Here is a 13,484-nt window from a genome sequence, read left to right as displayed (position 1 = left end):
GGCGGCCGGGCCGTTCACCTTTCCCCGGCACGCGGCGGCCAGACCTGGGAAAATAGCCGGCCGATCCCCGGCACGAGCAGACAGGCGGCATGGAAAAGGCAGCACCCACGCGGCAGTTGACCGACGAGATGAAGGCCGGCATCCGCGACGCCTACACCAAGCTGCAGGCCAACACGCCCGGCTTCATGGTGCGCCGCGCGCAGAGCCAGATGATCGGCGTGGTGTCGCGCGCGCTTGGCACCAGCGGCGGCGTCGGCGTGGCCGAGGCGCCCACCGGCGTCGGCAAGAGCCTGGGCTACCTCACCGCCGGGGTGCCGATCGCGCTGGCCAGCAAGAAGAAGCTGGTGATCAGCACCGGCACCGTGGCGCTGCAGTCGCAATTGGTGGAACGCGACATCCCCGCCTTCCTCAAGGCCACCGGCATCGAGGCGACCGTGGCGCTGGCCAAGGGCCGCACCCGCTACCTGTGCGCGCGCAACGTCGCTGAGCTGCATGGCGAAGCCGCGCAGAACAGCATGTTCGAAGACGAGGCGCCGCTGTACGACCGCCCGCTGAGTCCAGCCGAGGCCGAGCAGGCGCGGGCGCTGGCCAAGGCCTACGCCGACAAGACCTGGAACGGCGACCTGGACACCGCGCCGGAACCGATTCCGGCATCGCTGCGCGCGCGCATCACCACCAATGCCGCCGGCTGCGCCGGGCGCCGCTGCTCGTTCGCAGTGCAATGCCCGGTGCTGAAGGCGCGTAGCGACGTGCGCGATGCGCAGATCGTGGTCACCAACCATGCGCTGCTGCTGTCGGCGCTGGCGCTGGGCGACAGCGACAACGGCCAGCCGCTGATCGCGCCGCCGGGGGACATGCTGCTGGTACTCGACGAAGGCCACCACATCGCTGGCGTCGCCATCGACCAGGGCGCGGCCAACCTGGCGCTGGACGACATGGCGCGGCGCACCGGCCGCCTGCAGGCGCTGGTCGGCGCCTCCTATCGGCTGGCCGACAAGGACAGCATCGGCAACCAGTTGCCGAACGAGGCGATCGAACTGGCGACCCAGGTCAGCAAGGGGCTGAAAACCTTTCGCGCCGAAATCGAACGCGCCTGGGTGCCGGACCCGGGCCAGGACGAGCCGATGTGGCGCGCGCCCAACGGGCGCCTGCCCGAGGATTGGAAACCCTTCATCGATGCGCAGGCGCAGGACACCGCCGCGCTGCTCAACTGGGTGCAGGCCGCGCACCAGCTGGTGAGCAAGTCCAAGCAGGAAGACGCGGCCAAGGAGCGCCTGCAGCGCAGCCTGGGCATGGCCCTGGAGATGGTCGAGCAGCAATACGCGCTGTGGCTGGGCTGGCGCCGCGAGGACCAGGACGGGCAGGCGCCGATGGCGCGCTGGATCACCGCCTCGCGCGATGCCGATCTGGTCTGCCACTGCTCGCCGGTGTCGGCCGCGCAGGTGTTGCGCGCGCTGCTGTGGAGCGAAGTGGACTCGGCGGTGCTGACCTCGGCCACGCTGACCGGTGGCGGCGATTTCCAGGCGCTGGCGCTCGACAACGGCCTGCCCGCGCATGCGGAGATGGTGTCGCTGTCCTCGCCGTTCGACCTGCCCAACCAGGCCGAGCTGATCGTGCCGACATTCCCGGTGGCGCCGGACGACCGCGAAGGCCATCCGCGCGAGGTCGCACGCTACCTGGTCAAGGAACTGGACTGGGGCAAGGGCTCGATCGTGCTGTTCACCTCGCGCTGGAAGATGCTCAAGGTTGCCGACCTGTTGCCGATCGCGCAGCGCAACCGCGTGCTGGTGCAGGGCGACGGCTCCAAGTCGCAGATGATCGGCGAGCACATGCGCCGCATCGGCGCCGGCGAAGGCTCGGTGCTGTTTGGTTTGAATTCCTTCGGCGAAGGCCTGGACCTGCCCGGCGAGGCCTGCACCACCGTGGTCATCACCCAGGTACCGTTCGCGGTGCCGACCGACCCGCAGACCGCCACCCTCGGCGAGTGGTTCGAAAGCCGCGGCCTCAACGCCTTCAACCTGATCGCGGTGCCGCACGCGCTGCGCACGCTGACCCAGTTCGCCGGGCGCCTGATCCGCAGTTCCAGCGACCACGGCCGGGTCATCATTCTCGATTCGCGCTTGCTGACCAAGCGCTACGGCAAGCGCATCATCGATGCGCTGCCGCCGTTCAAGCGGGTGATCGGCTAGCGCCGCGGCACGCGCGCCGCGCTCAGTAGTCGCAACTGTCCGGCACCGTGCCGCTGCTGGTGTTGCCGAGCGGGAAGAATAGCGCGTAGCGGCCCACGGCCGTGTCGTACACGCTCGGCTGGTGCGCGACCGCCGGCACCACGCAACGGAACTGACTGCTCGTGTCCGGGGCCTTGCCGCCGTTGTGGCGCACCGCCAGGTCGCGGCTGTAGTCGAAGAAGATCCGCGAGCGCGCGTTCGCGTCGCTGCCTTGCACGCCCGCTTGGCAGCCGCGATCGCCCACGCTGGAATCGTTGGCGCCGACCAGCTAGATCACGCTGCGTTGCAGGAAGCGTCCGGCGATGTCGTGCCGATCGGCCGCGTTCAGCCCGCTGGCGACATAGTCCGGCACTGCGCCGCGGTAGCCATAGGGATAGTCGTCCAGTGTGCGGCAGGCTTCGCTGCCGTTGGCGATGCCTGCGTTGCGATCGGTGAAGGCATGGCGTTTTGCATCCCAGCGGCTGCTGTCCAGGTAGGTATAGCGATCGGGGCTGGCGACCACCCAATTCAACTGCAGTGGCGGATTGAGGCGCGCCAGCGCTTCCGGCGCCGCCGAAGCGGTGGCGTGGCGCAGCACCCATTCCGCGCCGCGGCCGAAACCAGTGATGGTGATCTGGCGCAGGTGGGGATAGCGCTTCGGGTCGGCGACCACGGCCAGCAGTTCGTCCACCACGGCGAATGCGCTGGCCATGGCGCGATCGGTGGAGACAGCGCCGGCGGCCCAATCGGTCTGGCCCCTGTTCGCCAGATGGCGCGCGGTCGCGTCTGGAGAAAACGGACGCGCACGATTGCGCCACCGCCATCTTTGGCCATCGCAGATGGCCGGCGTCTTAACTTCCAGCGCCGCGGTGCGATTGCCGACGCGCAAGGCAGATAATGCAAAGACGATCACGATCGCGACGTCGCCGCGGTAAGGATGTGGCAACGGCGACGTCGTGTTCGCAGGTAGGCATTGTCTACATTTTCAGGCCGCTGCCGACAGCGCGCCGGAGCCGCACCTGCGCATATGTCGCATATGTCGGAAAACTGCAATGCCTCACGCATGCTGTCGGCGACCATGGTCACATCCACATGCGCAGCATCTGCATTGCCTATCGCAGCCATAGCAACTAACGAATTCTCGGCGAGCTGCCCGGCCGCCATGCTCCAGGCTCCTCCACATGGACCGCCCCCATGCGCACTGTCACTTTGTTGGTGCTCGCCCTGCTGTCGCAGACCCTGATCGTCCCCGCCGGGTTCGCGCAGTCCACGCTGACCCGCGACAACGGTGCGCCAGTCGGCGACAACCAGAACTCGCAGACCGCCGGCGCCACCGGCCCGACCCTGTTGCAGGACGTGCAGCTGATCCAGAAGCTGCAGCGCTTCGACCGCGAGCGCATCCCCGAGCGCGTGGTGCATGCGCGCGGCACCGGTGTGCATGGCGAGTTCACCGCCAGCGCCGACATCTCGGATCTGACCAAGGCCAAGCTGTTCACCGCCGGCGCAAAGACGCCGGTGTTCGTGCGCTTTTCCTCGGTGGTGCACGGCAACCATTCGCCGGAGACGCTGCGCGACCCGCGCGGCTTCGCTACCAAGTTCTATACCAGCGAAGGCAACTGTGATCTGGTCGGCAACAACTTCCCCACCTTCTTCATCCGCGATGCGATCAAGTTCCCGGACATGGTGCATGCGTTCAAGCCGGATCCGCGCACCAACCTGGACGACGATGCGCGCCGTTTCGATTTCTTCTCGCACGTGCCCGAAGCCACGCGCACGCTGACCCTGCTGTATTCCAACGAAGGCACGCCGGCCGGCTATCGCTTCATGGACGGCAACGGCGTGCACGCCTACAAGCTGGTCAACGCGCAGGGCGAGGTGCACTACGTCAAGTTCCACTGGAAGTCGCTGCAAGGCCTGAAGAACCTGGACCCGAAGCAGGTGGCGCAGGTGCAGGGCAAGGACTACAGCCACCTGAGCAACGACCTGATCGGCGCGATCAAGCAGGGCGACTATCCGAAGTGGGACCTGTATATCCAGGTGCTCAAGCCCGAAGACCTGGCCAAGTTCGACTTCGATCCGCTGGATGCGACCAAGATCTGGCCGGACGTGCCCGAGCGCAAGATCGGGCAGATGGTGTTGAACAGGAACGTGGACAACTTCTTCCAGGAGACCGAGCAGGTGGCGATGGCGCCGGCCAACCTGGTGCCGGGCATCGAGCCGTCGGAAGACCGCCTGCTGCAGGGGCGCATCTTCTCCTATGCCGACACCCAGCTGTACCGCGTCGGCACCAATGGCTTGAGCCTGCCGGTGAACCGGCCGCGGGTGGCGGTCAACAACGGCAACCAGGACGGCGCGATGAACGCCGGCGCCAGCGCCAGCGGCGTCAACTACGAGCCGAGCCGGCTCGCCCCGCGCCCGCAGGATCCGACCGCGCGCTATAGCCAGCTGCCGCTGTCGGGCAGCACCCAGCAGGCGAAGCTCGCCCGCGAGCAGAACTTCAAGCAGGCCGGCGTGTTGTTCCGCAGCTACAGCAAGAAGGAGCAGCAGGACCTGATCCAGAGCTTCGGCGAATCGCTGGCCGGTACCGACGACGTCAGCAAGCACATCATGCTGTCGTTCCTGTACAAGGCCGATCCGGCCTATGGCAGCGGCGTCGCCCGCGTCGCCAAGGGTGATCTGGCGCGGGTCAGGCAGCTGGCCGCGCAATTGCAGGATTGATCGTCCACGGCGCAGCGCGGCGGCGCCTACCCCGCGCCGCGCTGCGCCTTCTTTCCCGGAGACCGAGCATGCATCGCTTCCTTCTTCTCGTCCTGAGCCTGGTCGCGGTCTCGGCGACTGCCGCGCCCGTACCCGCCGACCCGGCCAAGATCCAGGCGCAACTACGCGACTACTTCTTCGACGCCGCGCGCGAAGGCCGCCAGGACATGCTGGCCGAGTTCATCCAGGCGCACTACGACCTAAACACCCGCGACGACAAGGGCTATACCGCGCTGATCCTGGCCGCCTACCACGGCCAGCAGCCGGCGGTGGAACAATTGCTGCGCGCCGGCGCCGATCCGTGCGCACAGGACAAGCGCGGCAACACCGCGCTGATGGGCGCGATCTTCAAAGGCGAACTGGCGATCGCCAAGCGGCTGATGCAGGCCGATTGCGCGCCCGACCAACGCAACAACGCCGGCCAGACCGCGGCGATGTACGCGGCGCTGTTCCAGCGCACCGAGGTGTTGAAAGACCTCGCCGCCAAGGGCGCCGATCTGCAGGCCAAGGACGCGCAGGGCAACGACGTGGCCAAGCTGCAGCGCGGCGAATTCGCGCAGGCACCGGCGCGCTGAACCACCCAGGAGAAGCGCGGTGCGCCCAGGCATGGCCGGGGCGCTGCAGGCGAGCGCCGTGGTTCAGCCGCCGACCATGGCGCCGAAGCCCCGGGATCGGCGAAAATACCCGCCCTGCCGGGCAACGACGGCTTCCTGAAACACGCTTCGCGCTGCCGCTGCCCGTTCGCCGCACCTACCGGGTACGCCGCATCGCCCGCGGCGCGCGCCGCGCTGTCGTGCCTTCGCTTCTTCCTGGATCCGTCTTGAACACCACCGCCTCGCCCCCTGCCACCGACGACCTGCCCCTGAGCGAGCGTCTGCGCGTCGCCCTGGACCTGCTCGAAGCCATCGATGCCGACCGCAGCGTGCTCGACGCGCTGCCCGAGGCCGACCGCGTGCGCCTGCACCAGGTCGTCGCCAAGGTCTACCACCCCGAGCCCAAGGCGCGCCGGCAACTGCTCAAGCAGCAGGCGCGCGAACGCCACCAGGAAAAGGTGCGCAAGGCCGAAGCGCTGCTCGCGCAGACCGGCATCCGCGCGCTGCGGCGCAAGCCGGTGTTCAGCACGCCGAACTACTTCCCGCCGCATGCCGCCGGCCTGCACGACGCCAGCAATGCCGCGGCCGAAGAGCCGGCGGCGGCGCAGTCGCCCGAGCTGCGCCACTGCTACGTGTGCAAGCAGAAGTTCACCCAGCTGCACCATTTCTATGACCAGATGTGTCCGGCCTGCGCCGAACTGAATTACTTCAAGCGCACCGAGACCGCGGACCTGCGCGGGCGCGTGGCGCTGCTGACCGGCGGCCGGGTCAAGATCGGCTACCAGGCCGGGCTGAAGCTGCTGCGCGCCGGCGCCGAACTGATCGTGACCACGCGCTTCCCGCGCGATTCGGCCGCGCGCTACGCGCAGGAGCCGGACTTCGCCGAGTGGGGCCACCGCCTGCAGGTGTTCGGCCTGGACCTGCGCCACACACCCAGCGTCGAAGCGTTCTGCAGCCAGCTCCTGGCCACCCGCGAGCGGCTGGACTTCATCGTCAACAACGCCTGCCAGACCGTGCGCCGGCCGCCGCAGTTCTACGCGCACATGATGGCCGGCGAGACCGCCGCGCTGCACGAACTGCCCGAGCACGTGCGCCGCCTGGTCGGCCATTACGAAGGCCTGCGCAGCCCGGAACTGCTGCCGGCGGCATCGGCGACCACGCTGCCGGCGGGCCAGGGCCACGGCATCAGCGGCGCCGACGGGCTGACCCGCGCCGCCGAACTGTCGCAGGTGCCGTTGCTGGCCGACGAACTGCTCGGCCAGCAGCACCTGTTTCCGGAAGGCCGGCTGGACCAGGACCTGCAGCAGGTGGACCTGCGCGGGCGCAACTCGTGGCGCCTGCTGATGGCCGAAGTGCCGTCGGTGGAATTGCTGGAGACGCAGCTGGTCAACGCCATCGCCCCGTTCATCATCAACGCGCGGCTCAAGCCGCTGATGCTGCGCACGCCCCAGCGCGACAAGCACATCGTCAACGTGTCGGCGATGGAAGGGCAGTTCTACCGCAACTTCAAAACCACCCGGCATCCGCATACCAACATGGCCAAGGCCGCGTTGAACATGATGACCCGGACCTCGGCGGCCGATTACCAGAACGACGGCATCCACATGAACAGCGTGGACACCGGTTGGGTCACCGACGAGGATCCGGCCGAGATCGCCGCGCGCAAGGTGCAGGAAGAGCGCTTCCACCCGCCGCTGGACATCGTCGACGGCGCCGCGCGCATCGTCGATCCGATCATCCACGGCTTCAATACCGGCGAGCACGTGTGGGGGCAGTTCCTGAAGGACTACGCGCCGACCGACTGGTAGGCGAGGTCATCGCGCACTGCGGGCGCGGATCCCCGCGGCGCATGCGCCATCGCCGCCGTGGCGCTACCGCGACGGCGCCGCTGCGTGCACGACGGGAAGCACGCAGCGGCGTCGGCGAGGACCTACTTGCGCACGCTCTGCGTATGCGACTTCAACGCGTCCTCCAGGCCCGGCACCTGCGCCACGCCGTCCGGCACGCTGAGGCTGGAGCCGACCAGATCCTGGCCGAACGGCTGCGTGCGTCCGCCCAGGCACTTGCCCAGGAACGCTTCGCTGACCGCGTTGAAGGCCTTGCTGTTCTCCGGCCGGGCGAAGCCGTGGCCCTCGTCGGGGAACAGCACGTAGGTGACCGGGATCTGCTTGGCCTTGAGCGCATTGACGATCTGGTCGGCCTCGGCCTGCTTGACCCGCGGATCGTTGGCGCCCTGACCGATCAGCAGCGGCCTTGCGATGCGGTCGGCACGGCTCAGCGGCGAGCGGTCTTCCAGCAGTTTCTTGCCGGCCGCGGTGCGCGGATCGCCGATGCGCCGCGCCATCTGTTCGAAGCCGGATTTCCAGTACGGCGGGATGGTGCTGAGCAAGGTGTTCAAGTTCGACGGGCCGACGATGTCCACGCCGCACTTGAACACGTCCGGGGTGAAGCTCAACCCGACCAGCGTGGCGTAGCCGCCATAGCTGCCGCCCATGATCGCGACCTGGTCCTTGGTCGTGACCCCCTGCTGCACCGCCCATTGCACCGCATCGAGCAGGTCGTCGTGCATCTTGCCTGCCCACTCGCCGTCGCCGGCGTTGGTGAAGCGCTTGCCGAAGCCGGTGGAGCCGCGGTAGTTGACCTGCAGCACCGCATAGCCGCGGTTGGCCAGCCACTGGTTGTAGCCGCTGTAGCCGTAGTCGTCGCGCGCCCACGGCCCGCCGTGCACGAACAGCACCAGCGGCACCGGCTTGTCGGCCTTGCCGTCGCCGTTGGCATCGGCCTCGCGCGGCAGGGTGAGGTAGCTGACCAGGGTCAGGCCGTCGCGCGAGCGGATCTCCTGCGGCCACTGCGGCACCAGCGGCTGCCCTTCCAACGCCGGGCGCGCGGCGAACAGCTTGGTCAGCTTGCCCGCACCGGACGGCGCGCGGTCGTAGCGGTAGAACGTGGCCGGCGCATCGGCGGCGGAGTAGGCGACGATCCAGGTGCGGTCGTCCTGGGTGCGTGTCAGCACCGAGATCTCGCCCGGGCCGATCGCCTGCAGCTGCTTGATGTCCGCGGCGATGCCCGGGTCCAGCACCTTCCATTCCGGGCGCAGGTAATTGGATTCCACCGCCTGCACCACGCCGCTGCGCGGATCGGTCAGGGTGCCGCCCACGTCCGCGCGCGCATCCTCGAACAGCAGCTTGCGCGTGCCGCTGGCCACGTCCACCGCGTACAGCGCCGAGGCGTCGCGCTGGCGCGAATCGAGGAAGTACAGGGTCTTGCCGTCGGCGGTGAAGCCGGACGGCGCGGTGGTCAGCGAATCCTCGAACGGAATCTCTTCGCGCTTGTGCCAGCCGCCCTTGCCGTCGGGTTGCAGCAGATCTTCGCCGCCGTCCTCGCGCGAGCGCGTCGCCAGCCGCACCTGGTAGTCGTCGTCGGCCAGGTAGTCGCCGATCTGCTGGGTGTTCTTCTGCAGCAGCGTGCGCGTGCCACCGGCCAGATCGACCCGGTACAGGTCGTGCCACTGCGCGTCGCGGTCGTTCATGCCGACCAGGATCGACTCCGGATGCTTGCGGCTGGCGGCCACCACCCGCGCGCGGGTCTTGGGAAAGTCGCTGAGGTCGCGACCGTTGCCGCCCGCGGCGATATCGAGTGCGAACAGATGGAAATTCTCGTCGCCGCCGCTGTCGCGCATGTACAGCAGGGTATTGGGCAGGAACGACCAGAAATAGGAGCGGATGCCGCGGCCGCGGTCGTGGGTGACCGCGCGCGCCTTGTCCGGCGCATCGGCCGGTGCGATCCAGATGTTGAGCACGCCGTCCACCGGGGCCAGCCAGCTCAGGGTCTTGCCGTCCGGGCTGAGCTGCACGCCGCTGCGCTCCGGGTTGCCGAACAGCACGTCGCGCGGGATCAGTGCCGGCGGCGCGGCCGCCGCAGCCGGCGTCTGCGCGGCGGGCGCGTCCCTGGCGGCGGGAGCGGCGGCCTGCTGCGAGCAGGCGCAGACCGCGAGGGCAAGACTGGAGGCCAGGATGAGGCGGCGCATGCGTGCTCCGGGAATGTTATTGGATGGAGGGTGTTGTTACTCTATAACAAATATGGATTCCAGTGACGCATGCCGGTGCGGCCAGGAGCCGTGGACCGGCGACGCGCTGCAGTGTCGCTTGCCGGCGGCCGTTGCGGCTACGGGTTTCGGCGCCCGGACATGAGCGTAGCGGCGTGGCGAAGGGCACTTCCCGATGTGCGCCGCGCTCCGGCGTCGCTTGCGCTGTGCCGGCCGCGATGCACAATCCGGCATCGACCCAAACGCAGAGCGACGCCATGGCCTCCGATGCCGGCTACGTGGATGACGTCCTGGAACAGGCGGCGCTCGGCACCGCGCTGACCTGCAAGAAGATGTTCGGCCAATACGCGCTGTACCTGGACGGCAAGGTGGTGGCCTTCGTCTGCGACAACCAGGTGTTCGTCAAGCCGACCGCCGCCGGGCGCGCGCTGCTCGGCGAGGTGGTCGAACAGGCGCCGTATCCGGGTGGCAAGCCGCATTACCTGATCGACGAGGGACTGGAGGACCGCACCGTGCTACAGCGCCTGCTGCGCGCCACCGCGCAGGCATTGCCCGCCCCCAAACCGGCCAAGGCCGGCAAACGCGCAAGCCGGCCGCCGGCGCCGCGCTAGGTCGCGCGTTGTTCCGTAGATTCTTGCAGTGCCGCTTCAGGTCAGTGCGTGCAGCTCGCCGCGGATGCCGTCCGCCTGCAGATGCAGATAGCCCACCCCGATCGGCAGGCTGAAACGGCGCGGTCCGGCACTGCCGGGATTGACGTACAGCACGCCGTCGCGGCTCTGCAGCAGCGGCTTGTGCGAATGCCCGCTGACCACCACATCCACGCAGGCGGGATCGCGCGCCAGCGTCTTCAGATCGTGCAGCACATGCAGGCGGATGCCCGCGATGTCGATGTCCAGCGTGTCGGGCAGCGCCTGCGCCCAGGGCGCGGTGTCGATGTTGCCGCGGATCGCATGCAGCGGCGCGAGCGCGCGCAGCGCATCCAGGATCTGCGGCTTGCCGATGTCGCCGGCATGCACGATGGCCACGCAATCGCGCATCGCCGCCAGCGCCTGTGGTCGCAGCAGGCCATGGGTATCGGAGATCAGGCCGATTCGCAGCGGCGGGACGCAAGGCATCGGCAAGGCTTCGCAACAGGACGGAGTGCTAGCCTAACCCCCACGTTCGCACAGCTGCGGACCGGTTCGGGCGAACGGCCGTTCACCGCATCGCGAGCGCCACCTGCCAGCAGCGCTGCATCGGGAACCAGCGGTCGATGTGGGAAAGGCCGCCGCCGCCGCGATCCGGGTCCGCTGCGCATCGGACGATTGCACGCGTGGTCTGACGCGAGTGTCAGCTTACCAACGGCAGCGGTCCCGCTTCATCCGCTTGCCGTTGTGGCGCCGGTCCAGCGTCAGGAAACCTTGCCCCCCGCAGCCAGAACCTGGGTACGGATGAACTCCGCGGCCTCCGCGCTAAGGTCGGCGAGCGGTAAGGTGACGAATTGGGACTTCGAAAGCAGCAGCAGCCAACAGGATTCGAATCGCCACACGTCGCAGACTGCGGACCAGGGCAGTGTCGTGGTGCCGGCAGCAGAGGACAGCGACAACGAGCTTGCGGACGCTTCGAGCGCGCCGACAGGAGCGCCCATTGCATCGAGCCTGCGCAGCGCGTTGCGATAGTGGGTGGCGTAGAGCGCCACAGGAAGGCGATGCCGAGCGCCAGTACGCTTGCCAGGACGCCGACCAGCCAGGAGGCGTTGCCGCCGCGAACGAGGAAGACAAGGGACGCCGCCACCAAGGCCAGGGCGACGACATAGCGCAGCCCGACGACGCGCCAGCAGAAGCTCGCCACGGCTCGGCGAATCAGCGGTCTGTCGTAGCGGACGCTGGCATGGTGCATCGGAGAGCATCCGCATGGAGTGCCGCTGCGCAACGGCATCATCGACAAGAGAACGGACTCTACGCGGCTGCGACCGTTGCACATCGCCGGGGTGCTGGCAACAGGGCGGCCACGCGCCGGCTCAGTTCTGTCGGGCGCGGTCGGCGGGACGCCGCGCCGACAGCCCCGCCGCGCCACTCCGCCGGCACCGCACCGTCGGCATCGTCCAGGGCGTGGTGGACATACAAGTGCTTGACCAGCACATAGAGCACCACGGTCAGCGGCGCCGCCAATACCACGCCCATCGGCCCGAACAGCACGCCGATGCCGAACAGCGAGAACAGCAGCAAGGCTGGCGGCAGGTCCACCGCGCGCGCCTGTATCAGCGGTTGCAGCACATGGCCCTCGAGCTGCTGCAGGACCACGAACACCAGCAGCGCCCCCAGGGTCACTTGCGGGCTGACGGTGAAGCCGAGCAGCACCGCCGGGACCGCCGCCACGATCGGGCCGACGATCGGAATGAAGTCCAGCAGCGCGGTCAGCCGGCCGATGCCGAGTGCCACCGGAACGCCGAGCAGCCACAGTCCCAGCCCGGTCAGGCTGCCGATCACCAGCATCGCCAGGAACTGACCGCCCAGCCAGGCGCGCCATACCTGCCCGCTGGCGCTCAATGCCTCGTCGGCGACATCAAGCACGTGAGTAGCGCGAAAAGCACGTTGCTTGCCGAGCATCGCCGCTCACTGTTCATGTGCGCGCGCATCAAGCCGCTTCCTTTGGCGCTACATTTTCGAGGATGCTCTGCCACTCCATGTCACAATCGCAATGGCGGCGTCGTGTGGCAACAGCTCAGACGTATCGATGCAGAGAGGGTTATCCGACCCGACCGGAACCGTATATGCGAATTCCTGCAGAATGGCAGCAAGATTGGCACGGCTGTTGACTTTCCCGAATGCGCGCCGGTCGGCGTTTTCCACCCTGTCGATTAGGTGATGGTTGGGTGCCCTTAGTTGAACAAAGAATGGCGTCGTCCGGTGGTCTGCGCAGAGGGCTTGGAGCGCATCGACATACCAATCGTCCTCGGGACCGCTATAGCAGAAAGTGGTAACTACGTCGCGAGGATCGGACTCGAGCAGTAACGCCATCGCAATGAGCCTCAGCCGGCATGCGAAGCGCCTGCGCATCTCAAAACTGCTATCGGCGGCCAGCAACTCGGTGGCGAGATCGTAAGTCAGATGGTTATGGAAAAGACTCGCGGATAGCTGCTTCGCGAGTTCTTTCCCGACGGTCAATTTTCCGACGGCGGGCGGACCGTAAAGCATGACGAGCTTTCTCCCGCGGTACAAGGTCATCGTCGCCTCACTGGGCTGTGCTTGTCGTTCCGGGTTCATAGTAGGTGACGTTGAGCGTATTGCGAGTGATGCCCCCGGTTGCGGACAATCGCGTCACTTCATGCCACGTGTCTTGGTAGTGGCCATCGCGAATGATCACAGTGGCGTTTCCGACAGTTGGCATTATGACATGGCGAGCTTCGCAATGATTACGAGGGTCAAGAATGCGCAGCAATCCGCCCCATTCGCGCTGCCAATGGGCATTGAAATAGACAATCAAGCGAAAACCTCGGCGCAGCGACGCATCGACATGTGGCAGGTAGTGCGCGTCCTGTCCTCCGCGAAATGCTACGGCCTCCATCGGAAATTCCGTCAGGTCCGTTCTGCAAAAGGTGGCCATGGCCGCCCTGAATGTGTCCGATGCGAGCTCTTCGCACATCGCCCGCCATGCATCTGATAGCGTCGCTGGCGCGTCGATGCCGAGCGAGCCCAGCGGGACAATGGTACGTCGATAAAAGTGTCCTCCGTTGCGTTGCCGAAAGTTGAATCCTTCTGTCGGGAATTCAATCGCAAGTCTGTGTGCCAGCGCGTCGTTGCGCCATATTTCGCGCAATTCCCCCCAGTCGAACGGCACATCATGGCGCGTCCCTGCCGAAATCTGCTCGAGCGCGAAGTATCCAGCGGTCATGTGTTTCCT

At 67.4% G+C, this 13,484-nt stretch carries 12 protein-coding genes and 1 pseudogene; 5 read left to right on the top strand and 8 right to left on the bottom strand.

The window, feature by feature from the left end:
* The first annotated feature begins 89 nt into the window (after positions 1 to 89).
* A complete protein-coding gene (dinG, locus tag ISN38_RS08705) occupies positions 90 to 2,189 on the top strand; it encodes an ATP-dependent DNA helicase DinG (RefSeq protein ID WP_003471116.1) in 2,100 nt (699 codons plus the stop codon).
* A gap of 22 nt (positions 2,190 to 2,211) precedes the next feature.
* On the opposite strand, the gene ISN38_RS08700 is transcribed toward dinG, so the two are convergent.
* On the bottom strand, positions 2,212 to 2,472 hold the full coding sequence (locus ISN38_RS08700; RefSeq protein ID WP_058360289.1) for a hypothetical protein: 261 nt from the start codon (positions 2,470 to 2,472) through the stop codon (positions 2,212 to 2,214).
* Positions 2,473 to 2,496: 24 nt separating this feature from the next.
* Positions 2,497 to 3,153 (bottom strand): hypothetical protein, encoded by a 657-nt coding sequence (locus tag ISN38_RS08695; protein WP_108084550.1) that lies wholly within the window; start codon positions 3,151 to 3,153, stop codon positions 2,497 to 2,499.
* Between the two features lie 248 nt (positions 3,154 to 3,401).
* On the opposite strand from ISN38_RS08695, the gene katB reads away from it, so the two are divergent.
* From katB to ISN38_RS08680, 3 genes are all read left to right on the top strand, one after another.
* Entirely contained in the window at positions 3,402 to 4,925 is a 1,524-nt protein-coding gene (gene katB, locus ISN38_RS08690) for a catalase (RefSeq protein WP_206712171.1), read from the top strand.
* A 68-nt stretch (positions 4,926 to 4,993) separates the two neighbouring features.
* The gene (locus ISN38_RS08685) at positions 4,994 to 5,539 is read left to right on the top strand and encodes an ankyrin repeat domain-containing protein (RefSeq protein ID WP_003471110.1); all 546 of its coding nucleotides are present in this window, start codon (positions 4,994 to 4,996) and stop codon (positions 5,537 to 5,539) included.
* Between the two features lie 245 nt (positions 5,540 to 5,784).
* Positions 5,785 to 7,365, top strand: coding sequence for an SDR family NAD(P)-dependent oxidoreductase (locus tag ISN38_RS08680; protein ID WP_058358717.1), 1,581 nt, complete (start codon positions 5,785 to 5,787; stop codon positions 7,363 to 7,365).
* Between the two features lie 122 nt (positions 7,366 to 7,487).
* Here ISN38_RS08680 and ISN38_RS08675 read toward each other — a convergent pair whose 3' ends face one another.
* Positions 7,488 to 9,584: a S9 family peptidase gene (locus ISN38_RS08675; protein ID WP_206712170.1), complete on the bottom strand. Its 2,097-nt coding sequence runs from the start codon at positions 9,582 to 9,584 to the stop codon at positions 7,488 to 7,490.
* 275 nt (positions 9,585 to 9,859) lie between these two features.
* On the opposite strand from ISN38_RS08675, the gene ISN38_RS08670 reads away from it, so the two are divergent.
* Positions 9,860 to 10,213, top strand: coding sequence for a TfoX/Sxy family protein (locus ISN38_RS08670; protein WP_038239055.1), 354 nt, complete (start codon positions 9,860 to 9,862; stop codon positions 10,211 to 10,213).
* 36 nt (positions 10,214 to 10,249) lie between these two features.
* Here ISN38_RS08670 and ISN38_RS08665 read toward each other — a convergent pair whose 3' ends face one another.
* The 5 genes and pseudogenes from ISN38_RS08665 to ISN38_RS08645 form a co-directional block, all read right to left on the bottom strand.
* Entirely contained in the window at positions 10,250 to 10,717 is a 468-nt protein-coding gene (locus tag ISN38_RS08665) for a metallophosphoesterase family protein (protein WP_003471103.1), read from the bottom strand.
* Positions 10,718 to 10,992: 275 nt separating this feature from the next.
* Positions 10,993 to 11,280, bottom strand: a complete 288-nt coding sequence (locus ISN38_RS20260) for a YcxB family protein (RefSeq protein WP_237654376.1) — start codon at positions 11,278 to 11,280, stop codon at positions 10,993 to 10,995.
* A 388-nt stretch (positions 11,281 to 11,668) separates the two neighbouring features.
* Positions 11,669 to 12,145 (bottom strand): annotated as a pseudogene (locus ISN38_RS08655) (AI-2E family transporter); the annotation flags it as partial.
* Between the two features lie 93 nt (positions 12,146 to 12,238).
* Positions 12,239 to 12,808, bottom strand: coding sequence for an AAA family ATPase (locus ISN38_RS08650; protein ID WP_058360302.1), 570 nt, complete (start codon positions 12,806 to 12,808; stop codon positions 12,239 to 12,241).
* Between the two features lie 7 nt (positions 12,809 to 12,815).
* Positions 12,816 to 13,475 (bottom strand): 2OG-Fe(II) oxygenase, encoded by a 660-nt coding sequence (locus ISN38_RS08645; RefSeq protein WP_003471099.1) that lies wholly within the window; start codon positions 13,473 to 13,475, stop codon positions 12,816 to 12,818.
* Positions 13,476 to 13,484: the final 9 nt, after the last annotated feature.

Source organism: Xanthomonas translucens pv. undulosa (assembly GCF_017301775.1).
GTDB classification, from domain to species: Bacteria; Pseudomonadota; Gammaproteobacteria; order Xanthomonadales; family Xanthomonadaceae; genus Xanthomonas_A; species Xanthomonas_A translucens.
This window is presented reverse-complemented; position numbering and strand designations above follow the sequence as displayed.